This is a genomic window from Plantactinospora sp. ZYX-F-223, from assembly GCF_039649625.1.
In the GTDB taxonomy this organism is placed as follows: Bacteria; Actinomycetota; Actinomycetes; order Mycobacteriales; family Micromonosporaceae; genus Plantactinospora.
The window spans coordinates 1-25877 of sequence record NZ_JBDJAV010000049.1 but is presented as its reverse complement, the minus strand read 5'-3'; the positions used below and the strand labels follow the sequence as shown (position 1 = coordinate 25877).

Genomic DNA, 25877 nt, shown 5'->3' with positions numbered 1-25877 from the left:
ACACACATCGGGAGACGGCAGTGGACGAGGTCCGCAACCTGATCATCATCGGCTCTGGGCCGGCCGGCTACACCGCGGCGGTCTACGCCGCGCGCGCCAATCTCAAACCGCTGGTCATCGAGGGTGTGCAGTCCGGTGGTGCGCTGATGACCACCACCGAGGTGGAGAACTTCCCCGGCTTCGCGGACGGGATCATGGGTCCCGAGCTGATGGACTCGATGCGCAAGCAGGCCGAGCGGTTCGGGGCCGAGTTCGTCACCGACGACGTGACCCGGGTCGAGCTGGTCGACACCGGCGTACCGGGCGAAGGCAGGGTGAGCACGGCGTACGTCGGTGAGACGGCGTACCGGGCGAAGGCGGTCATCCTGAGTACCGGTTCGGCCTGGCGGCCGCTGGGTGTGCCGGGCGAGCAGGAATATCTGGGGCACGGTGTGTCGTCCTGCGCCACCTGTGACGGCTTCTTCTTCCGCGGCCAGGAGATCGTGGTGGTCGGCGGCGGCGACTCCGCGATGGAGGAGGCGACCTTCCTCACCAAGTTCGCCAGCAAGGTGACGATCGTGCACCGCCGCGACGAGTTCCGGGCCAGCAAGATCATGGCGGACCGGGCACTGGCCAACGACAAGATCCACGTCGAGTGGAACAGCGTGGTCGAAGAGGTGCTCGGCGACGACGGCAAGGTCTCCGGGGTACGCCTGCGCAACGCGCACACCGGCGAGGCCAAGACGCTCGACGTCAGCGGCGTGTTCGTGGCGATCGGCCACGACCCGCGCAGCGAGCTCTTCCGGGGTCAGGTGGAGCTGGACGACAACGGCTACGTCAAGGTCGAGGCGCCGAGCACCCGGACCAACATCCCCGGCGTGTTCGCCGCCGGTGACCTGGTCGACCACACCTACCGCCAGGCGATCACCGCGGCCGGCACCGGCTGTGCCGCCGCCCTCGACGCCGAGCGGTTCCTCGCGACGCTCGACGAAGACTGAACACCAACGCACGAAGCAACCCCCGAGGAGGACTAGTGGGAGCAACAAGCGCCGTCACGGACGCCAACTTCGCCAGTGACGTGCTGCAGTCCGATACGCCGGTACTGGTGGACTTCTGGGCCGAGTGGTGCGGGCCGTGCCGCAAGGTCGACACCCTGCTGGAAGAGATCGCCGGCGAACTGGGGGACAAGGTCCGGATCGTCAAGCTCAACATCGACGACAACCCGGAGACGGCCCGTGCCTACCGGGTGCTGTCGGTGCCGACCCTGACGATGTTCAAGGGCGGCGAGCCCGTCCAGTCCATCGCCGGGGCCCGCCCCAAGAGCGACCTGATCAAGCTCATCGAAACAGCGCTGTAGCGCGCCACCGCCACGCCGACGCGCCCGTCTCCGGATCCTCGGACGCGGGCGCGTCGGCGTTTCCGGCCGGCGGGACCGGCCACCGGTCGAGACTGATCCGCCACAATCGCGGCCAGCACGCGTCGGGCACCGGCCGAACGGGTATATCCCCAGCTCATCGGCGGGATTGGCCGGATACCGTACGGTCAACGACGGGCGGGGGCCGGAGCGCCACGGTACGCTCCGGAAGCGTTCCTCCTCGCGACGGTGCGCCGGCGCCGCCGGGCCGGACCCCGTCGACCGGTCCATCGGGGCCGCCCGGAGGAGCCACGAACCGTCCGCCGCCGGACCGGTCGCAGGGCCGATCCGGCACACCCGCCCGACAGCCGGGCAGTCAGCCGCAGGCACGCAGAGGGAGGTTGTCCGTGCGTCCGATCCGACGTGGTGACCGGGGACGTGCGGTCACCGAGATCCGAGCCGTCCTGGTCGGGCTGGGCCTGCTGCCCGCCGGTGGGCCGCCCGGCGCCGACGAATTCGAGGCGGAGACCGAGCGTGCGGTACGCGCCTTCCAGCAGGACCGTGGGCTCAGCGTCGATGGTCAGGTCGGCCCGGAGACCTGGCGGGCGCTGGACGCGGCCCGCTGGCGCCTCGGTGCCCGTACCCTCTACCAGGCGATTCCCGACCCGCTGATCGGCGAGGACGTGCGTACCCTCCAGGAGCGCCTGCTGGAGATGGGCTACGACGTCGGTCGCGCCGACGGCGTGTACGGGGCCCGGACGGCCCGCGCGGTCGCCCAGTTCCAGCGCGAGGTCGGGCTCCCCCCGGATGGCGCCTGTGGCCCGCACACCATGAACGCGCTGCGCCGGCTCGGCCGGAAGGTGGTCGGCGGCCGGCCGACCCTGCTCCGCGAGTCCGACGCGTTCCGCCAGTCCGGCCCGAACCTGGTCGGCAAGGTCATCGTGGTCGACCCCGGTCACGACCCCTTCGATCCCGGGTTCGTGGTGCAGGACGGCACGATGCGGTGGACCGAGGCGGACCTCGCCTACGACCTCGCCGCCCGGCTGGAGGGCCGGCTCGCCGCCGCCGGCATGCGGGTGCACCTCACCCGGGGCCCGGCGCCGGCCGCGCCGCTGGCCGACCTCACCCGGGCCGACCTGGCCAACGAACTCGGCGGCGACCTGCTCATCTCGCTGCACATCGACGGGCACGCCAACCCGGAGGCGGACGGGGTCGCCACCTACCACTACGGCACCGCCAACGGGGTCACCTCAAGCGTCGGCGAACGGCTGGCCGGGCTCGTCCAGCGGGAGATCGTGGCCCGGACCGGGCTGCGCAACTGCCAGACCCACGCGAAGACGTGGGAGCTGCTCCGGCTGACCCGGATGCCGGCGGTACGCGTCGACGTCGGCTACCTCACCTCACCCACCGACCGGGCCCGGCTGATCGACCCCCGGTTCCGGGACCGGGTGGTGGACGCCATCGTCGCCGCGGTGCAGCGGATGTACTTCCCGGTCGAGGAGGACGTGCCGACCGGCTCGATCGACGTCAGCGAGCTGCGGGCGATGGTGGCGGCCGGCGCCGCCGCCCACGACTGACCGGCTGCGGCCGGCCGGTGAACCGTCAGCCGTGCACCGTCAGCCGGCGGCCGAGCGGGTGGCGGGGCGTACCGGGCGGAGCAGTCCTTCCGGGCTCATCGAGCCGAGCAGCTTCTCCAGCGCGTACTCGACGTCGGACTTCCAGGACAGTGCGGTACGCAGCTCCAGCCGGAGGCGGGGAAAGCGCGGATGGGGTCGTACCGTCTTGAAGCCGACGGAGAGGAAGTAGTCGGCCGGGGCGACACAGCCGCCCGCGCCGTCACCGGCGTCACCGAACTTCGCGTCGCCGAACGCCTCGATCGCCTTGATGCCCCGCTTCGTCAGGTCCCGCGCGACCCCCTGGACGAGCATCCGGCCCAGCCCGCCACCGGCGAAGGTGGTGATGATGTGTGCCGTGGTCAGCAGTGCGGCGTCCGCCGAGACCGGCGAGGTGGGAAACGCCATCGACCGGGGGACGTAGGCCGGCGGGGCATACATCACGAATCCGGCGGGCATACCGTCGACGTACGCGAGCTTTCCGCAGGAGCCCCATTCGAGCAGCGTCTGCGAGACCCAGGCTTCCTTCTCCAGGCCGGGGTCGCCTGCCTCGCGGGCACGTTCGGCCGCCACCGGATCCAGCTCCCAGTAGACGCACCGGCGGCAGGGCCGGGGCAGGTCTTCGAGAGTGTCGAGGGTCAGACTGACCAGACGTCGCGACATCGGCGCATCCCCACAAATCGTCCCCGGAGTCCAAAGACCGCAAATATCGCCATCTCCGGTCCCTACCCCCAACGAGCGATCGTACGCCGGAACCTCCCGGCTCGGGAGAGGACGGGTCGACTACGCACCGTTTCCCCCGGCTCAGCCGGTAACCGGGCAGGTCAACCGGTCCGACATGTGGACGGACCGCCGGGCCGAGGGCCTTACCGGGTGATCGGGATTACGATCGAGCGACGAGCGCCGACCGGCGGAGTTGCCGGACAGCCCCACCGACCCGCCCGCACGGCGGGGATCGAGCGGACCGGGACGGAGAACGGGCGCGGCGTTCGAGGTGCCGAGGGCGCCCGGGCGGGATCAAACGACCTGTTTCGGGAATGCGTTTCGGTGACCGTCCCGGCCATCATCATGGGGAGGCACGACGAGCGCAGGGAGGCGGGACGAGCGGGCAGCGGCGCCGGCGTCCCCCGGCTCGGTCGCGGGCGTCGTGACGAGGAGAGAGCACAGCGAGGAGGCGGCATGACCGGCACGACGCTGGACGACTACACGGACCGCTATGCCCGGCGGGTACGCGGGATGACGGCATCGGAGATCCGAGCTCTCTTCGCCGTCGCCAGCCGTCCGGAGGTCGTCTCGTTGGCCGGCGGCGCACCGTACATCGCCGCGTTGCCGCTGGACGCGGTCGGCGAGATGCTCAACAAGCTCGCCGCCGACCAGGGCGCGAGCACCCTGCAGTACGGCATCGGCCAGGGCACGCTGGAGCTGCGGGAGCGGATCTGCGAGGTGATGGCGCTCTCCGGCATCGACGTCGGCTGCGGCGCCTCCCCGGAGGACGTGGTGGTGACAGTCGGCGGGCAGCAGGCGCTGGACCTGATCGCCCGGCTCTTCCTCGACCCCGGCGACGTCGTACTCGCCGAGGGGCCCACCTACGTCGGCGCGCTCGGTGTCTTCCAGAGCGCCCAGGCCCAGGTGGTGCACGTCCCGATGGATGCCGACGGACTGATCCCGGAGGCGCTGGAGCTGGCCATCGCCGAGGTCGCCCGTTCGGGTCGGCGGGCGAAGTTCCTCTACACGATCCCGACGTTCCAGAACCCGGCCGGCGTGACGCTGAGCGAGGAGCGCCGGGAGCGGGTGCTCGACATCTGCGAACGGGCCGGCCTGCTGGTGGTCGAGGACGACCCGTACGGCCAGCTCGGCTTCGACTGCGAGGCGCCGCTGCCGCTGCGGGCACGCCGCCGGGACGGCGTGTTCTACCTGAGCACCTTCTCCAAGACCTTCGCCCCCGGGCTGCGGGTGGGCTGGATCCTGGCCCCGCACGCCGTACGCGACAAGCTGGTGATCGCCAGCGAGGCGCAGATCCTCTGCCCGAGCGCCTTCGCCCAGGCCGCCGTCACCACCTACCTGTCGACGATGCCGTGGCGGCAGCAGCTCAAGATCTACCGTGAGCTGTACCGGGAGCGCCGGGACGCCCTGCTCGACGCGCTGGCCGACTACATGCCGGCCGGCACGAGCTGGACCGAGCCGGGTGGCGGGCTGTTCGTCTGGGCGACGCTGCCGGAGGGCCTGGACGCCAAGGCGATGGTGCCCCGGGCCATCGCCGCCCGGGTCGCCTACGTGCCCGGCACCGGCTTCTACGCCGACGGCACGGGGGCGGGCCACATGCGGCTCAACTTCTCCTTCCCGCCGCCGGAGCGGATCCGCGAGGGTGTGCGCCGGCTGGCGACCGTGATGGAGCAGGAGGCCGCGATGCGCGAGGTCTTCGGCACTGTCGGCGCGCCGCCCCGCCGTCGTGGGCAGGCCGGCGCGGACGTGCCAGGTCCCGACTTGGCATGATCTCCGGCATGGGTACGCACTCTGCCGACGATCCGCTCCAGGCCGCCGAATGGCCTGACCTCGTACCTCGCGACACCACCGCCGAACTGCGTGTCCTGGTGCTCGCCGGCGGACTCTCCTACGAGCGGGACGTGTCGCTGAAGTCCGGCCGGCGGGTGCTCGACGCACTCCGCTCGGTCGGCGTGGAGGCGGAACTCCGCGACGCCGACGTCTCGCTGCTGCCACTGCTTCGGGAGGATCCCCCGGACGCGGTGGTGATCGCCCTGCACGGGTCGACCGGAGAGGACGGCTCGCTGCGCGGCGTACTCGACATCTGCGACGTGCCGTACGTCGGCTGTGACGCCCGGTCGTCCCGACTGGCCTGGGACAAGCCGTCGGCGAAGGCGGTGCTCCGCGAGGACGGCATCCCCACCCCGGACTGGGTGGCGCTGCCGCACGACCGGTTCTCCGAACTCGGTGCGGTGGCGGTGCTGGACCGGATCGTCGACCGGCTCGGACTACCACTCATGATCAAGCCGGCCCAGGGCGGCTCGGGTCTCGGCGCCGCCGTGGTCCGGGATCCCGGCGCGCTGCCGGCAGCGATGGTCGGCTGCTTCGCGTACGACTCGACGGCGCTCGTCGAGCGCTACGTACCCGGAATGGACGTGGCGGTCTCGGTGGTCGACCTGGGCGACGGCCCGCGTGCCCTGCCCGCCGTCGAGATCGTCCCCCGCAACGGCGTCTATGACTACGCCGCCCGCTACACCGCCGGGCTCACCACCTGGCACGCCCCGGCCCGGTTGTCGGCCACCGTGGCGGCCCGGGTAGCGGAAACCGCCCTCGCGGCCCACTCCGCGCTCGGGCTCCGCGACCTGTCCCGGGTGGACCTGATCGTGGACGAGGACGACCGGCCGCACGTGCTGGAGGTCAACGTCTCGCCGGGCATGACCGAGACCTCGTTGCTCCCGCTCGCCGTGAACGCCGCCGGACTCGACTTCGGCGAGCTGCTTCGTACCCTGGTCGCCCGCGCCTCCCAGCGCCGTACCCTCGGCCGCCCCTGACCCACGACGCTCGCCGGCTCCGCGCACTGGCCCACCCGCCGAGCGCCAGCAACCGCGCGAACGCGCCCGGCACCGGGCGGGACCGTGCCGCGCTGGTCGAGGAGCGGTGCCTCGTCGTCGCCCGGCTGGCTAATAGGCCCGGGTGGCCGGATCACCGGGTGACTCGCGGGCGCCCGGATCGGTGGCGTCCGTCGAGTCCGCCGGCTCTGGTATCCCCGGCCCCGCCTCCGCCTCGGTCACCGTCGGCGTAGCCGGGAGTGGAGCAGCGGCGGCTGGCTCGGTCGACGTCGCCGAGCCGGTTACCGGTGCGACGGCGGATGGCCCCGTGGCGCCCTGCTGGGCCAGGCTCGACGGTGCCTGCCACTGGATGCGGGGCGGCTCGGCCAGCGGGCGTCCGCCGAACTCGGCGAGCCAGGCTGCGACCAGCGCCAGATTCTCCCGCCACTGTGGCTCGGGGATCGGGGGCAGGATGTCGTCCCACAGGGACAGGAAGGTGCCGCGCAACTGGAGCCGCCCGTACGGCCGCGCCAGGAACCACAGGTGCAGGTGTGCGGCACCGTCACCCCAGCGGTTGACGTGTACCCGGGCGACCCCGTCCAGGGACCGTACGGCCCGTTCGAGCCGTACCGTCATCACCCCGAGTTCGGCAGCGAGCAGGTTGGGCAGGTCACCCAGGTCCAGATGCGAACGTGACTCGAGGATCAGCACCATCGGCAGCCCGGTCGGCCGATCCATGGCGCGTACCCGCCAGCGTTCGCTGACCCAGATGTAGGCGTCGTCGGGGGCGTTGCAGGAGTGGCATTCGCCGGAACCCTCGCCCTTGCGCGGCGGCTCGACCGCCACCGGCTCGTCGAGTTGCTTGACCCGGAACTCGCCTTCGAAGGGGAACGAAGGCCACCTGGTGAAGTCTGGTACAGCGGGAGGGGTGTGGGGCACGACGCTGACCCTAACCGAGTTCGGGACCGCTGTCCCTACCCTGTTTCGGCTGCCGATCATCGACGTCGCGGCGTGGCATCCGTACCACTTCCGCCGTCTCCTGGTCGACGCACGGACGACGCGAACCGCTCCCGGTACGGCGGCACCGAGCCGGCTCGCAAGGGCCACCAACCCGATTCGCGGCGCACCGCCGTAACGGCTTGAACAGGTTCGCCCGGCGGCTCGACTCGGGCCACCGTCCCGCTCGTCGGTTCCCGGTGTGTCCGGCGCCAGCCGCGTCCCCGCCTGTTTCGGCGTCCGGTGGTCCTGCGGTCTCCGTCCTCGGGTTCACAGGTGTCCGCCGCCCTCGGGTCACTCATCGCCCTCCTCGGGCTGCCTGGTCTCCGGCGTGCTGTCCTCCAGGCCGGTGCCGACACGAACAGAGGCCCCTCCGGGCGGATTTCACCGCCGTCATCCACAGGCCGACACCGCGTTCCACGCGCTGTTTCACGTGAAACGGGGGATGCCTGTGGACAACCCCTGTGGATTACTTCTCGCCGTCTCCGGGCACGCGTCGCATCCCATCCCCGTCCGCGCTATGTCCGTTGTTGGTCACCGAGCAGACGGTGAAAAAGCGGTAGCCAAGCCGTCCGTCGCCGCGTCGCGATGGCACCCGCCGGGGCAGCCGCTCCGGAACGGATCCGGCCCGGGACAGGCATCCGCCTCCCGGGACCGCTGAGATCTCCGCAGCAGCGACAACTCCTCCGGGTCGGGGTGGAAGGCAGGGCTGAGCCGGCTGCCGGGCCTAGCCAACACCTGGCGGCGTTCCGAACCCACACCGTGCAGAACTCAATCGCGATCCCACGCACCGGACGAGGCGGAGAGGCAGAGCCACCGACCCTGAAGGGGAGATGGCGGACAGCAGACCCCTGGGCGTATTCCAGCCGAATCCATCCCTGCCAGCCGACCGCGTCCCCGCGTGGTGGCAGTCGACCGGCATCCGTCCACATCACCGGCACCCAGAAGGGGCGCCCAGCGCTGCCGCCGTTCGTCGGCTGTCGTCCCGGCGCCCGGAGCATTCGGACGGCGGTAGTAGCCGTCGGATGCCAACGGGTGGCCATCGGACAGCGGCCTCCGGTTGACCGTGGCGGGCAGCCAGTGGTGAGCGCGCCGAGTTGCGGGCGTCCGCTGGCGGCTGCCGCCAGTCTCCGCGACCGGGCACGGCCGCAACTCATAGCTCGCCGCGGATTGCGCACGGCTGGCGACTCCGGCTCATGGATCCCCACTGACGGCCGAGAGCTGACGCCCGAGAGCTGACGGCCGAGAGCTGACGCCCGAGGGCTTAGGACCGAAAGCCGAGGGCCCAGATCTGAGCCCGAGAACCGAAGACCGAGAACCGAGACTGGCGGCTCGCGGTGCCCGCGCCATCGACCTCCGGATTGACCATCCGCCCCGGCAACCCGACGCCAATCCCCAGACCCCTCGCCGCCGCCGCAGGTCGCAGAGACGAACCGGCCAGGCCCGCGCAACGGCTTGACGTCCGCCCGCTGCGGGTGCGCTGGTTTCACGTGAAACCAGCGCACCGACTCCTCGGGTCGACGATGCGAATGGCCACCACCCCGATCCAGCCGGGACGGTGGCCATTCGCGCGCTGTCGAGCCGGGTCGCCCACCTCGCCCGAACGGCGGGTGCGGGCCTGCGCTCAGACCGACTCGTCGGGCTCGGAGGCCGAGCCCGTCATTCCGATGAGGCCGACGATCCGCTCAAGGTCGTCCACGGTGGCGAACTCGATGGTGATCTTCCCCTTGTTACGCCCGATGTCGACCTTGACCCGGGTGTCGAACCGGTCCGACAGCCGGTCCGCGAGATCGGTCAGCCCCGGGGCGTGCACCTTGGCGCGCCGCTTTGCCGGGCTGGGGCGGCTGGGGGAGGTCTCGGTCAGCTTCACGACCTCCTCCGTGGCCCGTACCGAAAGCCCTTCGGCCACGATCCGCCGGGCGAGCTCCTCCTGCGCTGCCGAGCTATCGAGGCTGAGCAAAGCCCGGGCGTGCCCGGCGGAGAGCACTCCGGCGGCCACCCGCTTCTGCACCTCGGCGGGGAGGTTCAGCAGCCGGATGGTGTTCGAGATCTGCGGGCGGCTGCGGCCGATCCGCCGAGCCAGCTCCTCGTGCGTCGCGCCGAACTCCTCCAGGAGCTGCTGATAGGCGGCCGCCTCTTCCAGAGGGTTGAGGTTGGCCCGATGGATGTTCTCCAGCAACGCGTCCCGGAGCATCGCGTCGTCCCGGGTGTCCCGGACGATCGCGGGGATCGACTCCCGACCAACCGCCTGTGCCGCACGCCAGCGCCGTTCGCCCATCACCAGCTCGAACTGGTCGCCGGGAAGCTGGCGTACCACGATCGGCTGGAGGAAGCCGACCTCCTGGATCGAAAGCTTGAGCTCCTCCAGGGCCTCCTCGTCGAAGACCTGCCGTGGCTGCTTCGGGTTGGGCACGATCGCGTCGAGCGGAATCTCGGCGAATCGGGCTCCGGGAACGGGCGCCAGCTCCGGCCCGGTCGGCTGCACCGGAGCCGAGGGCACCGACGCGGACCAGGAGGATTCTCCGGGCAGCGACGGCGCGGCCTCCGGTCGACCGGCCGGAGGCTCCGCCGTCACCACCCCGGCCGCTGGTTCCGGTGTTGTGGGAATCAGCGCGCCCAGTCCACGACCCAGCCCGCCCCGCGGACGGTTCTTCATGCCACGCCTCCCGACGCATCAACCAAGCTATGCATTGCGGCCAACAGACTCTTTGACCCCGCGCATGGCGATCTCCTGGGCCGCCTCGAAGTAACTCGTGGCACCCCGCGAACCGGGATCGTAGGTCATCACCGACTGGCCGTAGCTCGGAGCCTCCGACACCCGCACGTTGCGCGGAATCACCGCCTGCAGCACCTTGTCCCCGAAATGGTTCCGGACGTCCTGCTCGACCGCGTCCGCGAGCCGGGTCCGCCGGTCGTACATGGTGAGCAGGATCGTCGAGACCTCAAGGGTCGGGTTCAGGTGCTGCCGTACCAGGTTGATGTTGTTGATCAGCTGGTTGAGGCCCTCCAGCGCGTAGTACTCGCACTGGATCGGGATCAGCACCTCCTGGGCGGCGCAGAGCGCATTCACCGTGAGCAGGCCGAGCGAGGGCGGGCAGTCGATGAAGACGTAGTCGAACTGTGCCGGGTGGCCGGCGATCGCTCGGGCGAGGCGGGACTCCCGGGCTACCACCGAGACCAACTCGATCTCGGCACCGGCCAGGTCGATGGTGGCCGGTACGCACCAGAGGTCGGGAATCCCCTCGACCGGCTGGGCCACCTCGGCCAGCGGCACGTTGTCGATCAGGCAGTCGTAGACGTCCGGTACGCCGGCGTGGTGCGGCACGTTCAGTCCGGTCGAGGCGTTCCCCTGCGGGTCGAGGTCCACGACGAGGACGCGGTTGCCGTGCAGCGCCAGGGCCACCGCCAGGTTGACCGTGGTGGTGGTCTTGCCGACGCCTCCCTTCTGGTTCGCGACACACATGATCCGTGGCCGGTCCGGACGCGGCATCGTCACCTCGCCGCTCGGGTTCAGGATTTGCACAGCGCGCATTGCCTCCATTGCCAACGGGGGATCGTCCTGTTCGCGCGACGGGGTTTCACGTGAAACGTACGCGTCGGACGCGGCGTCCTCGGGGAAGGTCTCCGGTACCGCTGACGGCGTGTCGGCCGGGGACTCGGGCTCGACGATCGGGCGCGGGGCCAGACCCGTCCCGTCAGCGCGGGCCGGTGCCGGCGACCCGCCCGGGGCCGCCGGAGCCTGAGCGCCGACAGGCCGCGCAACCGGCGCCTGGGCGCCGGGGCGTGGGGCCGCCGGCTGCGGCGGTACGTCCGTCGGCGCCGAGAACGTCGGTGCCGTCGCCCGCCCGGCCGGCCTCGGATGCTCCGGGCCTTTCCCGGACGGGTCCGGCCCCGGTCCGGGCACCGGCTGACGGGGCAGATCCGCTGCCGGCCCCGGGCCGGCTGCCTCTGCCACGAACGGCGAACCCACCGGGGGGTATCCCGGCCCGCCGTGCCCGGGTGCACCGGGCGGTGGAGTGACCCGGGCGGTACCGCGACTCGGACCGGGTGGCGGTGAGGAGTCATACCCCGTCGGTTGGCCGTCGGAGCCGTCGCCCCGTCCCGGCGGCCGAGCCCGGCCGCTGGCAGACCAACCTTCGTAGTCGGTTTCACGTGAAACATCGGCGCCGCCGGAGTGGTAGCCCCCGGAGTCCGTCATCTCTGGATCGTCATACCTACCGTTGTCATGCACCGTGTCATCCCTGCCAGCTTCGGATGGTGTCGGCCCGGTCAGCGCCCATGCCCGCGCCTTGGGCGTTAGCGTGCGGTCCGGCAAGAAGCAGCGAAGGCCTGAGGCGCCACCCGCTGCCCGGTCTACACTATCGACGCGCGGTCAGCCTACGGCCGCTGGGCACATAGGGCCACGGCTGTCCGCAGGATGAAAACCCGCCGTTCCGGAGATCTGTCTCCGGGGACCTGGTCTGATCAGCGGATTTGACGCCTCAGCTCGACCACCAACAATTGTGGCCCGCCACACCGCCGAGACGGGACACCCACGCGCCGCCCGGGCCGCCATCCGATTCCCGGAATCCCGCCCGCCAGTGAGCCGCTCTCCGATCCCACACCACGTGGGATCGAAACCGCCACGACGGCTCGCGCTCCCGCCCCGTCGGATACAGCCGACGACGAACGCCCCTGCATCAACGCTTATCGAAGCAGGTCTGGCTGCTCATCGCCGACACCTGCGGAAGCGTTTCCGTCAAAGTGCCGCCGACGCCTCACCAAGAGGGTCCTGCCGGTCGACCGCCGTTTGACGCTGCCCGGGGCTGCGGTACGCGTACCGACGCCATCCCCGCCGCCGTCGCCGCCTGGATCCCCAACTCGGTGTCCTCGAAGACCAGACAGGACTCCGGGGGTACGCCCAGCCGGCGCGCCGCGAGCAGAAAGCCCTCCGGGTCCGGCTTGGCCATCGTGTAGTCCTCGGCACAGACCAGCACGTCGAACTTCTCCAGCAGGCCGAGCGTCTTCAGGGAGGCGGTGACCGACTCCGTGGTGCTGCCGGACACCACGGCGAGCGGAAGTCGCCGGTGGGCCCGGTCGATGTGCTGCCGCACCTCGGGTACTGCAGTGAGGCGCGGCAGCAGCTCCCGATAGAGCTCCTCCCTGCGCCGGGCGACCGCCTCCGGCGGCATGGTGAGACCCTGTTGCTCGTTGAGCGTGGCGATGATGTCGACCACCGTCCGCCCGCCCCAGGCGTAGAAGAGGTCCTCCGGAAAGTCGCACTTCCACTCCGCCAGCGCCTGCTGCCAGGCGACGTAGTGCAGCGGCATGGAGTCGGCGATGGTGCCGTCGCAGTCGAAGAGGTACGCGCGGAACTCGCCGGACGGCAGGGGCAGCATCACCGGCACAGGGTATAGCCGGCATGCTCCCCGTCGAGTCCCCGGACCGGTACGCCCGAAGCCGCGCGACGGGGCACAGCAGGTGGACGGCCGCCACCGCCCGTCGGCGCGAGGCCGCTACCGGGCCGCGCTGCCCCGCCGACCGCCCGGTGCACCCGGGGCCGCCGGTCGACCGGCGCGCTCCCGGACCACCTCCACGACGGTCGTCGGCGGGTCGACAACTCCGAGGCCGGCCTGCCGGACGACCGGTGCCGACCCACCGAGCCGGCGTACCGCCTCGGCGTGCTCGGCCACCTCCGCGGCGGCACTGGCTCCCTTGAGCGCCAGCAGACGCCCGCCGGGGACGGCCAGTGGGAGACACCAGCCGGCGAGCCGGTCGAGCGGGGCGACGGCCCGGGCCGTCACGACGTCGGCCGGCACCCGCAGCTCGGCCGGGAGGTTGGCCAGCTCCACCGGCCCGCCGGCCCCGACCGGAACCGGGCTACCAGGCTCGACCGGAAGCGGGCCGCTGGACCGGCCGCCCCGGCCGGCTCGCCGCCGCCGGACAGCGGCACGCTCACGCCGGCTCGCGGCAAGTTCCTCCGCCCGGGCCCGGACCACGGTCACGGTCTCCGCGAGGTCGAGTGCGGTGACCACCTCGGCCAGGAACACCGCCCGCCGGGCCAGCGGCTCGACCAGCGTGATGGCCAGGTCCGGCCGGGCGATCGCGAGGACGATTCCCGGAAGCCCGGCACCGGAGCCGACGTCCACGACCGAGGCACCGACCGGCAGGAGTTCCGCCACCGCGGCGCAGTTGAGCAGGTGCCGGTCCCAGATCCGGGGCGTCTCGCGGGGGCCGATCAGGCCGCGCAGCACGCCGGGGCCGGCCAGCAGTTCCGCGTACGCGGCCGCGAGCGGGAGCCGCTCCGCGAAAAGGGTACGGGCCGGCTCGGCTAGTTCGGCCGGAAGCGGTACGGCCGGCGAGCTGTCGCCTCCGGCCCGGACAGCCGACGGCCCGGGCGGCGGTTCGCCACCCGGGCCGGAAACGGATCGGTACGTCATCGACCGCTCAGTCGACCGGGCGTACGACGATCCGGCGGTTCGGCTCGACGCCCTCGGACTCGCTCTCCACCCCGGCGATGGCGTTCACCACGTCGTGCACACACTTGCGCTCGAAGGCGGACATCGGCTCCAGCCGGACGGCCTCGCCGTGCTGCTTGACCTTCTCGACCGCGTTCTTGGCCACCGCGGAGAGCTCCTTGCGGCGGGTTGCCCGGTAGCCGCCGACGTCCAGCAGCAGCCGGCTGGGCGATCCGGTCTGCCGGAACACGGCGAGCCGGGTCAGCTCCTGGAGCGCCTCCAGGGTGGCGCCGCGCTGCCCGACCAGCGCCTGCAGGCGCCCGCCGACCACCTCGACCACGGGTCGTCCGGCGGAGACCAGCTCGTCGATGTCGCCGTCGTAGTCGAGGATGTCGAGCAGCCCTTCGACGTAGTCCGCGGCGATCTCGCTCTGCCGGAACAGGTCGGCGTCGCTGGTCGCCCCGGCCGGCTTTCCGCCGTTGCTGGCCTGCTCGACCTCGTCGCCCTCCTCCTCGTCGTCTACGTCGTCGTCCTGCCCCGGACCGGCGTCCGCGACGTCTCCGGCAACCGCAACGGCCTCGGTGGTTTCGGCGTCCGCGGGCGAGCCCGCCGGCAGGACCGGGTCGGTGTCGCCGATGGGCTGCTCGGCGCGCGGAATACTGGTGTCGGTCACCGTCTCATCTCCGTACTCTCTCGGCCGGACCGTACGGTCCCGCTGGTTCCCCGGGCCCGGCGGGAGATCGCCGAGTGCCACGGGCACGTCTGCACGGGCAACGCTGCCCGTCGTCACGAGGCGCGGCGGATTCCGGTCCGGCGCCAGCGCTGGTGGCAGCACGGCCCGAAGTCCTACCGGGCCACCGACCGACAGTTACGACCGGTGGCCGCTCGCGTCAACCCTGACGCTTCGCCGGACGCCCCTTCTTGGGGTTGACCGGCTTGGCGCCCGGCTTGGGAGCCAGCGCCTTGGTGTCGACGGCCGGCTTCTCCGGCTGCGCACCGTTGGCCTTGGACCGCCCAAACCGCCCGGCGGGCTTCGCCGGCTTGCCGGGCTGCACCGGGTTACGGGAGTCAGTGCCCCGCCGACCGGCGCCGCCGCCGGCTCCGGTGGTACGCCGAGGGGCGGACTCGCCCGGCTTCGGCAGCCGGGGGGCGGTCTGCGGCGGCGGGTACTTGCGCAGCACCCACTGCTGCTGGCCGAGGGTGAAGAGGTTGTTGGTGACCCAGTAGATGACCACACCGATCGGGAAGATCGCGCCGGAGACCAGCAGTGAGGCGGGGATGCCGTAGAGCATCAGCCGCTGGATCATGCGCTGCTGCGGGTCCTCGGCCCAGCCGGTCTTGAGGATCATCTGCCGGCTGGTCAGGTAGGTGGTGGCGATCATGATGGCCACCAGGACGCCGGCCAGGATCTTGACCGACGTGCCGCTGGCGTTCAGCCGGGCCAGCTCCGCCGCGCTGGAGCCGAACTTGCCGGCGATCGGCACGTCGAAGAGCCGGGCGTGGGTGGCGCTCTCGAACTGGTCGATCGTCCAGCCGTACCGGGTCTTGCCCTGGTTGGCCGGGTCCAGCCGGCGGAGCACGTGGAAGAGGCCGATGAAGACCGGAGCCTGCAGGAAGATCGGAAGGCAGCCCATCAGCGGGTTCGCCTTCTCCTTCCGGTAGAGCTCCATCATCTCCTTCTGGAGCGTCTCCCGGTCACCCTTGTGCTTCTCCTGGAGGGCTTTGAGCTGGGGCTGGAGCGCCTGCATCGCCCGCTGCGACTTGATCTGCTTGACGAAGATCGGGAAGAGGATCACCCGCAGGGTGACCACCAGGAAGATGATCGCCAGGATCCAGGACCAGTTGGTGCCCAGGACCGCCCCCGCCGACACTCCGATGGCGTCCCAGGCGGAGTGCCACAGCAGCAGGATCCACGAGATCGCCCAGTAGATCCAGTCGAGACTCAATTCGGGGCTCCAGTCACATCGGCATGGCGGCGTGCGCCCGGCTCCGGCACCGGGTCATATCCACCGGGGTGGAAGGGGTGGCAGCGCAACAGCCGCCGGACCGCCAGGACGGCTCCCCGGAGTGCACCATGCCGCGCGACCGCCTCCAGGGCGTACGCGCTGCAGGACGGGTAGAACCGACAGCGGGCCGGCAGCGCCGGGCTTATCCAACGACGGTACGCGACGATGGCTCCGGCCAGCACTCGGGCACCGAGTGTCATCTCGGACGTACCGTCGGACGACGTCGTCATCGGGACCGCCGGGAGGACTTCCGGGGGGCGAGTGCCGCCGCGATCGCGGCGTCCAGATCGGTGCCGAGCCGCGCGTACGCGGCGTCGGCGGCACCGGGCAGTGCGCGTACCACCAGGGTGGTGCCGGGGGGCAGACCCGGCAACCGGTCGCGGACCAGGTGTCGCAGGCGGCGCCGGACCTTGTTCCGGACCACCGCGCCACCCACCGCCTTGGACACGACGAAGCCGGCCCGGGCGGGCGCGGGCTCGTGTCCCGCACCGGCGCTCCGAACCGGCTCCGATGCCGTCGTGGTCGTCGGGGAAGACGTTGGTGCCGGCGTTCCGGCCGAATCGAGATGGACCACCACGGTTCCTCGACTGGCACGGCGCCCACCCCGGATCGCCGCGGCGAAGTCACTGCTGCGCCGCAGTCGCTGTGCGGCCGCCAGCACGACTGCCTACATCCCCGGACCGGCCTTGCCAGCCGTCAGGCCGACAGGCGGGTGCGACCCTTGCCACGGCGGGCCGAGATGATGGCGCGACCAGCCCGGGTGCGCATGCGCAGCCGGAAGCCGTGGGTCTTCGCGCGCCGGCGGTTGTTCGGCTGGAAGGTGCGCTTGCTCACGTCAGGCTCTCCGTCGTCGTACGCCCCGGTCGTGCGACAGCGGGGTCGTGTGATTGTCTGGCGTCGACCGCCGGGACGGCCGGGTGTCGATGCCGTCCAGGCGTCAGCCACGGCCCGTGCCGGGCCGCGGTCAACAGTCTCCCATCACCCTAGCAGAGGGCGACAGAGCAACCGTTGGAGCCTACGCAGCCCGACAACGGCCGTCAAACGTCATGATCGCAACCGGCTCGGCCGCGCCGCCGGCACAGGGCTCCGGACTGTCGGGCGACAGGCGTGGACGTCGGGACCACCGTCCCGCCAGGCGGGGTTTTTCGCTGATGTCGGCAAGGCCCCGGGGCGCCGACGGTTGAAGGGTTGTGGACAACGCTGTTAGCGTGCCCGATTGCACGTCAGCGTCAGGGGGTGGGGATGCCGCTGACGGGCAAAACCGGACAAGCTCGTCGATCGTTCGACAGATGAACCCGCGTCAACGCAGGTCGGGCCGGGGGCAGCCGACACGGACGCCCGGCCGGGCGACACAATCGGTCGATACACAGGCTGTGGATAACCTGTGGACGGCGCCGGCACCCGCCGAGCGCCGCGTCGTGCCTGTTCGAGCACGTCAGCAAGCCTGGAACGGTCGACCGGGACGGCAACGGCGGCCGGAGACGCAGAGGCGATGGGGGTGGCGCGACGGTGGCCGACACGATCGACCTTGGCGCGGTGTGGGCGGCGACGACCGAGGAACTGGCCGACGAGATTATTTCGGCCCAGCAGCGCGCCTATCTCCGGCTGACCCGTCTGCACACCATTATCGAGGACACCGCGCTGCTCTCTGTACCGGACGCCTTCACCCGGGACGTGATCGAGTCGCGGCTCCGCCCGGCGATCACCGAGGCACTCTCCCGCCGGCTGGGCCGGGCCGTCCAGGTGGCGGTCACCGTACGGCCACCCGAGGACGGCCAGGTGCGCCCGGCCGGTACCGGCTATTCGGCCGGACCCGAACCGGCGGGGATGGCCGTACCCCCGGGGTATCCCGGATCCGGCGGCCCGTCGGGCTATCCCGGAGCCGAGCCGGCCGGCGGATACGACGGCGCCGACCCGCCAGGAGGCTACGCCGGGCCGGATCCGGCCGGTGGATACGGCGACCGCGAGCCGGCCGGGTACGCCGACTCCGACCCGACCGGCGGATACCGGGCCGAACCGCTCCGCTTTCCCGGCGAGGCCGAGCGCGAGTACCCGGTACGACCGGAGCAGGAGTTTCCGGCCGGCCCTCGCGCGGAGCCACCCGAACACCGGAACCCGGTGCCGGACCAGACCGGCGGGCGCAAGCCCCCGACGTTCACCGGCTCGGCTCAGGTGCCGTCCGGCGCTGCGGGACGGCCGCCCGGTCGACCCGACCCGGCCCGGGGCAACCTGATTCCGGCCAGCCGGGACGGCCAGGAGCCGCTCTTCAGCGCGCCCTATCCCGAGCCGTACCGGCCGACCGCCCCGCACCAGGAGCGGCGCGGCTTCGACGAGCGGGGGACCGACACCGGCGACCTGGGTCAGTTCGGCGACCACCGGCCGGCGGACCGCCGCTACCACGACACCCGGGACGGTGCCGGACGGCTCGGGCCGGGTCGGGACGGCGGCCCGGACAACGGCCCGGGGCGGGGCGGCGGCAACGCCTTACACCGTCCGGGTGGTCGGGACGACCGCCGGCCGGGCGGGGTCGGCGGGGCCGGAGACGTCGGCGGCAACCGGCTGAACCCGAAGTACATGTTCGAGACCTTCGTCATCGGCTCGTCCAACCGGTTCGCCCACGCGGCATCGGTAGCGGTCGCCGAGTCGCCGGCCAAGGCATACAACCCGCTGTTCATCTACGGCAGCTCCGGGCTGGGCAAGACCCACCTGCTGCACGCCATCGGGCACTACGCGACGACGCTGGGCAACGCCCGCTCGGTCCGGTACGTCTCGACCGAGGAGTTCACCAACGACTTCATCAACTCGCTCCGGGACGACAAGACGAGCGCGTTCCAGCGCCGCTACCGCGACGTCGACATCCTGCTGATCGACGACATCCAGTTCCTGGAGAACCGCGAGCGGACCCAGGAGGAGTTCTTCCACACCTTCAACACCCTGCACAACGCCAACAAGCAGATCGTGATCACCTCGGACCGGAAGCCGAAGGACCTGGCGACGCTGGAGGACCGGCTGCGTACCCGGTTCGAGTGGGGCCTGCTCGCCGACATCCAGCCGCCGGACCTGGAGACCCGGATCGCGATCCTGCAGAAGAAGGCGGCCCAGGAGCGGCTCTTCGCCCCGCCGGACGTCCTGGAGTTCATCGCCTCCCGGATCGCCAACTCGATCCGGGAACTCGAGGGGGCGCTGATCCGGGTGACCGCGTTCGCGTCGCTGACCCGGTCCCCGGTCGAGCTCTCGCTCGCTGAGGAGGTGCTCCGGGACTTCATCCCGGACGGCTCCGGGCCGGAGATCACCGCGGACCAGATCATGATCTCCACCGCCGACTACTTCGGGGTGAGCCTGGAGGACCTGCGTGGGCAGTCCCGGTCCCGGGTACTGGTCAACGCCCGGCAGGTGGCGATGTATCTGTGCCGGGAACTGACCGACCTGTCGCTGCCCCGGATCGGCCAGGCGTTCGGCGGACGCGACCACACCACCGTGATGCACGCCGACCGGAAGATCCGGCAGCAGATGGCGGAACGCCGCTCGCTCTACAACCAGATCGCCGAGCTGACGAACCGGATCAAGCAGAACACCTGACCCGACCGACCGAGCCGGCGAGGGCCGGGTACGGGCCGACCCGGTCCGTACCCGGCCCTCGGTCGTGATCCGGGGCCCTCGACGACGATCGTCCGGCCCTCGGTCGTACCCAGGGCCGCTCGTTGTACCCAAGCTGTCCACAGCCAGTTGTCCACCGCCGGTGGATAACCTCGGTTCGGCTTCGCACCGGGAACCCACAACCTGTGGACAGAGGTTGGGGAAACGTGTGTGGACAGTCACCCAGCGTCACATGGTTGTCCACCGCTCACGGCGGGCTGTGTACGGGCTGTTGAAGGTTCTGGGGACGGTGCCTGTCGATCTCCGCCCGGCTGTACCCACAGATGGGGAAAAGCCGGTGGGTAACCCGGTGGACGACCGGTGGACAAGCGTGGAAAACCCCGCCGACGGCGGCGGCTGTGGATCGCGAGCCCGGTTTCGGCCCCGGTTGTCCACACCTCGCACACCGGTGGAGAAGCGGCTGACCTGCGCAGAGGCCGCTCCTCCACAGTTTGCACAGCACCGATGAAGACGATTGAGTTATCTCTTCAAGAGAACAAAAACCAATCATCAGCGTTGGGCATCCTGTGGACTCTTTTTGATCCGTCGTACCCATGGGTCAAGATCTGCCGAAGTACCGGGGTCGGGCGCACAGCCGATGTGGCCGGGTCCTAAGGTGCGATGCAGGGCCGCACGGTTGGCGGGGCCGGAAGGCGGCCGCCGGCATGAGACAGTTGTCGCTGACGTCGATCCGGAGGCATGGCATGAAGTTCCGCGTGGAGCGTGACGCGCTCGCCGACGCCGTGGCGTGGACCGCGAAGAGTCTGCCCAACCGTCCCTCGGTGCCGGTGCTGGCCGGCGTGCTGCTCCGGGTCGGTGAGGGTGGGCTGCACGTCTCGGGCTTCGACTACGAGGTGTCCAGCCAGGTGACCGTCGACGTGCAGAGCGAGGCGGAGGGCGCGGCGCTGGTCTCCGGCCGGCTGCTGGCGGAGATCACCAAGGCGCTGCCGGCCAAGCCGGTGGACATCGCCGCCGCGGGGGCGCATCTGGAGCTGGTCTGTGGCAGCGCCCGGTTCACCCTGCCGACGATGCCGGTCGAGGACTACCCGACCCTGCCGGAGATGCCGGGCAGCGCCGGCACCATCGACGCGGCCACCTTCGCCGCCGCGGTCGGCCAGGTCGCGATCGCCGCCGGCCGGGACGAGACGCTGCCGATGATGACCGGCGTACGCATCGAGCTGAACGGCTCGACCCTGGCGATGCTCGCCACCGACCGCTACCGGCTGGCGCTGCGTGAGATCGAGTGGCGGCCGGACGACCCGGAGGTCAGCATCAACGCGCTGGTGCCGGCCCGGACCCTGCACGACACCGCCAAGGCCCTCGGGCCGATCGGCGGCGACGTCACGATGGCGCTCTCCCAGGGCGCGGCCGGCGAGGGCCTGATCGGGTTCGCCGGTGGCACCCGCCGGACCACCAGCCGGCTGCTGGACGGCGCCAACTACCCGCCGGTGCGCTCGCTCTTTCCGGCCAGTTCCAACGCGGAGGCCCGGGTCTCGGTCGCCGCGCTCGTCGAGGTCGTCAAGCGGGTGTCGCTGGTCGGCGGCCGGACCACGCCGGTGCTGCTCAACTTCAGCTCGGACGGCCTGGTCGTCGAGGCCGGCAGCACCGAGGAGGCCCGGGCGAGCGAGGCGATGGACGCCACCTTCACCGGCGAGCCGCTTACCATCGGTTTCAACCCGCAGTACCTGATCGACGGACTCCAGAACCTTGGCTCGGCGCTGGCGGTCTTCTCCTTCGTCGACGCCTTCAAGCCTGCGGTGATCTCGCCCTCCACCGAGGATGGGGAGATCATTCCCGGCTACCGCTATCTGATCATGCCGATCCGGGTCACCCGCTGATCGCACCGGTTCTGGAAGGAAAGTTCATGCAACTCGGCCTGGTGGGCCTCGGCCGGATGGGCGGCAACATGCGCGAGCGACTGCGCGCCGCCGGGCACGAGGTAGTCGGCTACGACCAGAACCCGGCGCTCAGCGACGTGGCCAGCCTGGCCGAACTGGCCGAGAAGCTGGCCGCGCCCCGGGCGGTCTGGGTGATGGTGCCGGTGGCGTACACCGAGCCGACGGTCGACGGTCTGATCGAGGTGCTCTCCGCCGGCGACATCGTCATCGACGGCGGAAACTCCCGGTTCAGCGACGACCTGCCCCGGGCGGAGAAGCTCGACCGGCACGGCATCGGCTACATCGACGTCGGCGTCTCCGGCGGCATCTGGGGGCGGGAGAACGGCTACGGCCTGATGGCCGGCGGCGACGAGCAGCATGTCGGGCGGTTGATGCCGATCTTCGACGCGCTCAAGCCGGAGGGTGAGTTCGGCTTCGTGCACGCCGGGCCGGTCGGCGCCGGGCACTACGCCAAGATGGTGCACAACGGCATCGAGTACGGCCTGATGCATGCCTACGCCGAGGGCTACGAGCTGCTCACCGCCTCCGAACTGGTGACCAACGTGCCGGGGGTGTTCAAGTCCTGGCGGGACGGCACCGTGGTCCGGTCCTGGCTGCTCGACCTGCTCGACCGGGCCCTCGACGAGGACCCGGAGCTGTCCCAGCTCAGCGACTACACCGAGGACACCGGCGAGGGACGCTGGACGGTGGACGAGGCGGTCCGGCTCGCCGTGCCGCTGAATGTGATCACCGCCTCGCTCTATGCCCGGTTCGCCTCCCGCCAGGACGACTCGCCCGCGCTGAAGGCCGTCTCCGCACTGCGCCAGCAGTTCGGCGGACACGCCGTCCGCAAGCACTGACCCGGTGTACGTCCGCCGGCTCGAACTGGTCGACTTCCGCTCGTACGAGCGGGTCGGGGTCGACCTGGAGCCGGGCGGGAACGTGCTCGTCGGCCCGAACGGGGTGGGCAAGACCAACCTCGTCGAGGCGCTCGGCTACGTGGCGACGCTGGCCAGCCACCGGGTCGCCACCGACGCCCCGCTGGTCCGGGCCGGCGCCGCGACGGCGGTGCTCCGGTGCGCGATCGTGCACGAGGGCCGGGAGCTGCTGGTCGAGCTGGAGATCGCCCCGGGTCGGGCCAACCGGGCCCGGTTGAACCGCTCACCGGCCCGCCGGGCCCGAGACGTGCTTGGCGCGCTGCGGCTGGTGCTCTTCGCCCCGGAGGACCTGGAACTGGTCCGGGGTGACCCGGCCGAGCGGCGGCGCTACCTCGACGACCTGCTGGTCAGCCGGATGCCCCGGTACGCCGCCGTCCGCGCCGACTACGAACGGGTGGTGAAGCAGCGCAACGCGCTGCTGCGTACCGCCTATCTGGCCCGGAAGACCGCCGGTGGGCGGGGCCGGGCCGCCCGCGTCGATGCCGAGCGCCCGGCCGAGGGCGGCGGTGACCTGTCGACCCTGGCGGTCTGGGACACCCACCTGGCCCGGCACGGGGCGGAGCTGCTGGCCGGGCGGCTGGAGCTGGTCGCCGCGCTCGGCCCGCACGTGACCAAGGCGTACGACGCGGTGGCCGCCGGGCGGGGCGCGGCGTCGGTCGCGTACCGCCCGTCGGTGGAGCTGCCCGACCCGGTGCCGGACCGGTCGGCGCTGGAGGGAGCCCTGTCGGCAGCGCTCGCCGAGTCCCGGTCGGCCGAGATCGACCGTGGCATGACCCTGGTCGGGCCGCACCGAGACGAGCTGACCCTGACGCTGGGCACCCTGCCGGCCCGGGGGTACGCGAGCCACGGCGAATCCTGGTCGTACGCGCTGGCGCTCCGGCTCGCCGCCTACGATCTGCTCCGCGCCGACGGCGTCGAACCGGTACTGGTGCTGGACGACGTCTTCGCCGAGCTGGACAGCGGCCGCCGGGAACGCCTCGCCGAACTGGTGGCCGGGGCGAGCCAGCTCCTGGTCACCTGCGCGGTCGCCGACGACGTGCCGCAGGCACTGCGGGGCGCCCGCTACGAGGTCTCCGACGGGCAGGTGTTCCGTGCCGACTGACCCGCGGACACCACGTCCGGGCGCGGAACCGCGCGGCTCCGATGACGGCAGTGGCCGGGCCCGCAGCAGGCCGGCGGCGCGGTCCTCCGCCGACCGGGCCACCCCGGCCGAGCCGACACCGCCATCAGACGCTGCGCAGGCCGATCCGGCACCGCCGGCCGGAGACGGTGAACTGGCCGGTCCGGCGCTGGCCCGGGCGGTCCTCGACGCCGCGCTCGCGAAACGGAGGACGCCCGGCCCGCGCCGGCGTACCCCTGGCGGAGCCGACCTGGACGCGGCGCCGACGGCCGACGGGGCGGCGGGCGGGCCCGGCGGTGCCGGCTCGACCGCCGGTCGGCCGGGCGGGCAGCGGCGCCGGCCGCGCGGCTACTCCGGCCCGGGGCCGGATCCCCGCGATCCGCAGCTGTTCGGTACGGTGCTGGCCCGGCTGGTGAAGGCCCGGGGCTGGCAGCAGCCGGCCGCCGAGGCGACCGTCTTCGGCGCCTGGGAACGGGTGGTCGGGCCGGACGTGGCCCAGCACAGCCGCCCGGTGAAGCTGGAGAACGGCGAGCTTACGGTCGAGGCGGAGTCCACGGCGTGGGCGACGCAGCTCCGGCTGCTCGCCGGCTCGCTGCTGCGGCAGATCGCCGCCGTGGTCGGGCACGGCGTGGTTCGTCGGCTGCATGTGCACGGCCCGACGGCACCGTCCTGGTCGCGAGGTCCGCGGCGGGTGCGAGGACGTGGCCCTCGGGATACGTACGGCTGAGCCGGACCGACGGGATGCGCCGGGCGAACCGGCTGACCGCGAGCCGGCGCCGGACGGCGCCGGAGCGGGCGGCCGGCAGCGCGAGCCGGCCCGGTGCGGGTCCGGCGGGCGCCGGCTCGCGGCGGGACAGTGCCAGGCCGGCCCAGACCGAGGCGAGCAGGCCGACGCAGCCGGCGAGGACCAGGGTCTGCCGGGGACCGGCGTGCTCGGAGAGCCAGCCGAGGACCGGCGCGCCGACGGCGGCCGCGACCGAGCCGGTCACCGCGATGGCGGCCAGCACCCGGCCCCGCATGGCGCCGTCGGTGTCGAGCTGGGCCCGGGTGCCGACGGTGGTGTCGATGATCACCGCGGCGGCGGCGATCGGCAGGATCGCGACGGCGAAGGTCCAGATCCCCGGGGCCAGCCCGGCGACCGCCTGCAACACGCTGGCGGCCACCCCGGCACCGACCAGGAGCCGGTAGCTGAGGTCGCGCCTGCGGGCGGCGGCCAGCGCGCCGAGCACCGTGCCGACCGCGAAGACCGTGGAGAGCAGCCCGTACCCGCCGGCTCCGCCGCCGAGCGGGCCGGCGCTCATCGCCGCCATGGTGACCTGGTAGTTGCGGCCCAGGCTGCCGAGTACGAAGGCGAGTGCGAGGGCGGTCAGCACGACCGGCTGCCGGCAGAGGTAGCGCACCCCGGCGCGTACGCCGTGCCGGTCGCCGCCGCCTTCGGCAGCGGCGGCCTCCGGCTGGTGCAACTCCCGCTGGCGTACGGCGAGCAGCCCGGCGACCACCGCGGCGAAGCTGACGGAGTTGATCACGAACAGCATCGCCGGCCCGGTGGCGGCCACCACGACCGCGCCGACGCTCATTCCGAGGATCCGCCCGGCGGAGTTGGTCAGCGAACCCAGCGCGAGGGCGTTGCCGAGGGTCTCCCGGTCCACCATGGTCGAGCCGTACCGGCCCATCACCGGTCCCTCGATCGCCGAGAGCACGCCGCTGACCAGCGAGATCAGGTAGATCGTCGACATCTGCGGCGCGTCCGACCAGGCCACCGCGGCCAGCCCGGCGGCGAGTCCGGCGTGCCCGACCTGGGTGGCGACCAGCAGCGGCCGGGCGGGCAGCCGGTCCGCCAGCGCGCCGCCCCAGCCGCTGAGCAGCAGGGTGGGCAGCGCCTGGAGCAGTACGGCCAACCCCATGGAGGTGGCCGAGCCGGTCTGCTGGAGGACGTACCAGTTGACTCCGAGCACCTGCATCCAGGTGCCGATCACTGAGACGAAGCCGGCACCGGCCCAGATCCGGTAGTTCCGATGGCGCAGCGCCCCGAACGTCGTACGCAAGGCCGCGAACCCTCCCCGTTGGTCGGCGGCGAACGCGGTACGTCCTGACGCCGTGGCCCTATGTCACCGAGACGTGACTCTCTGGGCGACGGGCAAGTCTGACTTCTGCTCCGCCCCGCCGTGCAGAGGGCGATGAGCTGCGTCACGCCGTACCGCCGCACAATCGACGATTCGGGCCAATAGCGGCGTACCCGTTCGGAGGAGGGGAGGTCGGTCGGGCGCCCGGAGTGGGTGGACGGACCGCTCCCGTCCGCCAGCCCAGCCGTCGTCCAACGCTCCGGTGTCTGCGCCAGAGTCGGTGTCGGAGCCGGTTCAGGCGGGAGCCGGTTCAGGCGGGAGCCGGTTC

General features: G+C 71.8%; 21 protein-coding genes and 1 pseudogene. 10 read left to right on the top strand and 12 right to left on the bottom strand.

Annotated features, from left to right (window positions below; all coding sequences use genetic code 11):
• The first annotated feature begins 20 nt into the window (after positions 1-20).
• The 3 genes from trxB (at position 21) to AAH979_RS34845 (ending at position 2910) form a co-directional block, all read left to right on the top strand.
• Positions 21-977, top strand: a complete 957-nt coding sequence (gene trxB, locus AAH979_RS34855; protein ID WP_346262382.1) for a thioredoxin-disulfide reductase — start codon at positions 21-23, stop codon at positions 975-977.
• A gap of 35 nt (positions 978-1012) precedes the next feature.
• On the top strand, positions 1013-1336 hold the full coding sequence (gene trxA, locus AAH979_RS34850; protein WP_130461256.1) for a thioredoxin: 324 nt from the start codon (positions 1013-1015) through the stop codon (positions 1334-1336).
• Positions 1337-1740: 404 nt separating this feature from the next.
• Positions 1741-2910, top strand: a complete 1170-nt coding sequence (locus AAH979_RS34845; protein ID WP_346262381.1) for an N-acetylmuramoyl-L-alanine amidase — start codon at positions 1741-1743, stop codon at positions 2908-2910.
• Between the two features lie 39 nt (positions 2911-2949).
• Here AAH979_RS34845 and AAH979_RS34840 read toward each other — a convergent pair whose 3' ends face one another.
• A complete protein-coding gene (locus tag AAH979_RS34840) occupies positions 2950-3609 on the bottom strand; it encodes a GNAT family N-acetyltransferase (RefSeq protein WP_346262380.1) in 660 nt (219 codons plus the stop codon).
• Positions 3610-4125: 516 nt separating this feature from the next.
• Between AAH979_RS34840 and AAH979_RS34835 the strand changes: the two genes are divergently transcribed.
• A complete protein-coding gene (locus AAH979_RS34835) occupies positions 4126-5439 on the top strand; it encodes a PLP-dependent aminotransferase family protein (protein WP_346262379.1) in 1314 nt (437 codons plus the stop codon).
• Between the two features lie 8 nt (positions 5440-5447).
• On the top strand, positions 5448-6479 hold the full coding sequence (locus AAH979_RS34830) for a D-alanine--D-alanine ligase (protein WP_346262378.1): 1032 nt from the start codon (positions 5448-5450) through the stop codon (positions 6477-6479).
• Positions 6480-6608: 129 nt separating this feature from the next.
• Here the strand turns inward: AAH979_RS34830 and AAH979_RS34825 are convergent, their stop codons facing one another.
• The 10 genes from AAH979_RS34825 to rpmH form a co-directional block, all read right to left on the bottom strand.
• Positions 6609-7415 (bottom strand): hypothetical protein, encoded by an 807-nt coding sequence (locus tag AAH979_RS34825; protein WP_346262377.1) that lies wholly within the window; start codon positions 7413-7415, stop codon positions 6609-6611.
• 1681 nt (positions 7416-9096) lie between these two features.
• Positions 9097-10128 carry a ParB/RepB/Spo0J family partition protein gene (locus AAH979_RS34820; protein ID WP_346262376.1) on the bottom strand — a complete coding sequence of 344 codons (1032 nt, stop codon included), beginning with the start codon at positions 10126-10128 and terminating at the stop codon, positions 9097-9099.
• Positions 10129-10155: 27 nt separating this feature from the next.
• Positions 10156-11157 carry a ParA family protein gene (locus AAH979_RS34815; protein ID WP_346262414.1) on the bottom strand — a complete coding sequence of 334 codons (1002 nt, stop codon included), beginning with the start codon at positions 11155-11157 and terminating at the stop codon, positions 10156-10158.
• A 1072-nt stretch (positions 11158-12229) separates the two neighbouring features.
• Positions 12230-12850, bottom strand: coding sequence for an HAD-IA family hydrolase (locus AAH979_RS34810; protein WP_346262413.1), 621 nt, complete (start codon positions 12848-12850; stop codon positions 12230-12232).
• Between the two features lie 117 nt (positions 12851-12967).
• A complete protein-coding gene (locus AAH979_RS34805; protein ID WP_346262375.1) occupies positions 12968-13891 on the bottom strand; it encodes a 16S rRNA (guanine(527)-N(7))-methyltransferase RsmG in 924 nt (307 codons plus the stop codon).
• A 7-nt stretch (positions 13892-13898) separates the two neighbouring features.
• Complete coding sequence (locus AAH979_RS34800; protein ID WP_346262374.1) at positions 13899-14582, bottom strand: R3H domain-containing nucleic acid-binding protein; 684 nt, start codon at positions 14580-14582, stop codon at positions 13899-13901.
• Positions 14583-14799: 217 nt separating this feature from the next.
• Positions 14800-15855, bottom strand: coding sequence for a membrane protein insertase YidC (gene yidC / locus AAH979_RS34795; protein ID WP_346262373.1), 1056 nt, complete (start codon positions 15853-15855; stop codon positions 14800-14802).
• Positions 15852-16115 (bottom strand): membrane protein insertion efficiency factor YidD, encoded by a 264-nt coding sequence (gene yidD / locus AAH979_RS34790; protein ID WP_346262372.1) that lies wholly within the window; start codon positions 16113-16115, stop codon positions 15852-15854. Before yidD ends, yidC begins: the two co-directional genes overlap by 4 nt.
• Before the next feature lie 26 nt (positions 16116-16141).
• Positions 16142-16576, bottom strand: a complete 435-nt coding sequence (gene rnpA, locus AAH979_RS34785) for a ribonuclease P protein component (protein WP_346262371.1) — start codon at positions 16574-16576, stop codon at positions 16142-16144.
• 35 nt (positions 16577-16611) lie between these two features.
• A complete protein-coding gene (gene rpmH, locus AAH979_RS34780; RefSeq protein ID WP_318399805.1) occupies positions 16612-16749 on the bottom strand; it encodes a 50S ribosomal protein L34 in 138 nt (45 codons plus the stop codon).
• 675 nt (positions 16750-17424) lie between these two features.
• On the opposite strand from rpmH, the gene dnaA reads away from it, so the two are divergent.
• The 5 genes from dnaA to AAH979_RS34755 all read left to right on the top strand — a co-directional run bounded on the left by dnaA (position 17425) and on the right by AAH979_RS34755 (position 24213).
• Complete coding sequence (gene dnaA / locus AAH979_RS34775) at positions 17425-19494, top strand: chromosomal replication initiator protein DnaA (protein WP_346262370.1); 2070 nt, start codon at positions 17425-17427, stop codon at positions 19492-19494.
• Positions 19495-20255: 761 nt separating this feature from the next.
• Positions 20256-21389: a DNA polymerase III subunit beta gene (gene dnaN / locus AAH979_RS34770; protein WP_346262369.1), complete on the top strand. Its 1134-nt coding sequence runs from the start codon at positions 20256-20258 to the stop codon at positions 21387-21389.
• 26 nt (positions 21390-21415) lie between these two features.
• Complete coding sequence (gene gnd / locus AAH979_RS34765; protein WP_346262368.1) at positions 21416-22288, top strand: phosphogluconate dehydrogenase (NAD(+)-dependent, decarboxylating); 873 nt, start codon at positions 21416-21418, stop codon at positions 22286-22288.
• Between the two features lie 4 nt (positions 22289-22292).
• On the top strand, positions 22293-23468 hold the full coding sequence (gene recF, locus AAH979_RS34760) for a DNA replication/repair protein RecF (protein WP_346262367.1): 1176 nt from the start codon (positions 22293-22295) through the stop codon (positions 23466-23468).
• A 172-nt stretch (positions 23469-23640) separates the two neighbouring features.
• Positions 23641-24213: a DciA family protein gene (locus tag AAH979_RS34755; protein ID WP_346262412.1), complete on the top strand. Its 573-nt coding sequence runs from the start codon at positions 23641-23643 to the stop codon at positions 24211-24213.
• 79 nt (positions 24214-24292) lie between these two features.
• Here the strand turns inward: AAH979_RS34755 and AAH979_RS34750 are convergent.
• A pseudogene (locus tag AAH979_RS34750) lies at positions 24293-25531 on the bottom strand (MFS transporter); the annotation flags it as partial.
• Positions 25532-25877 lie beyond the last annotated feature (346 nt).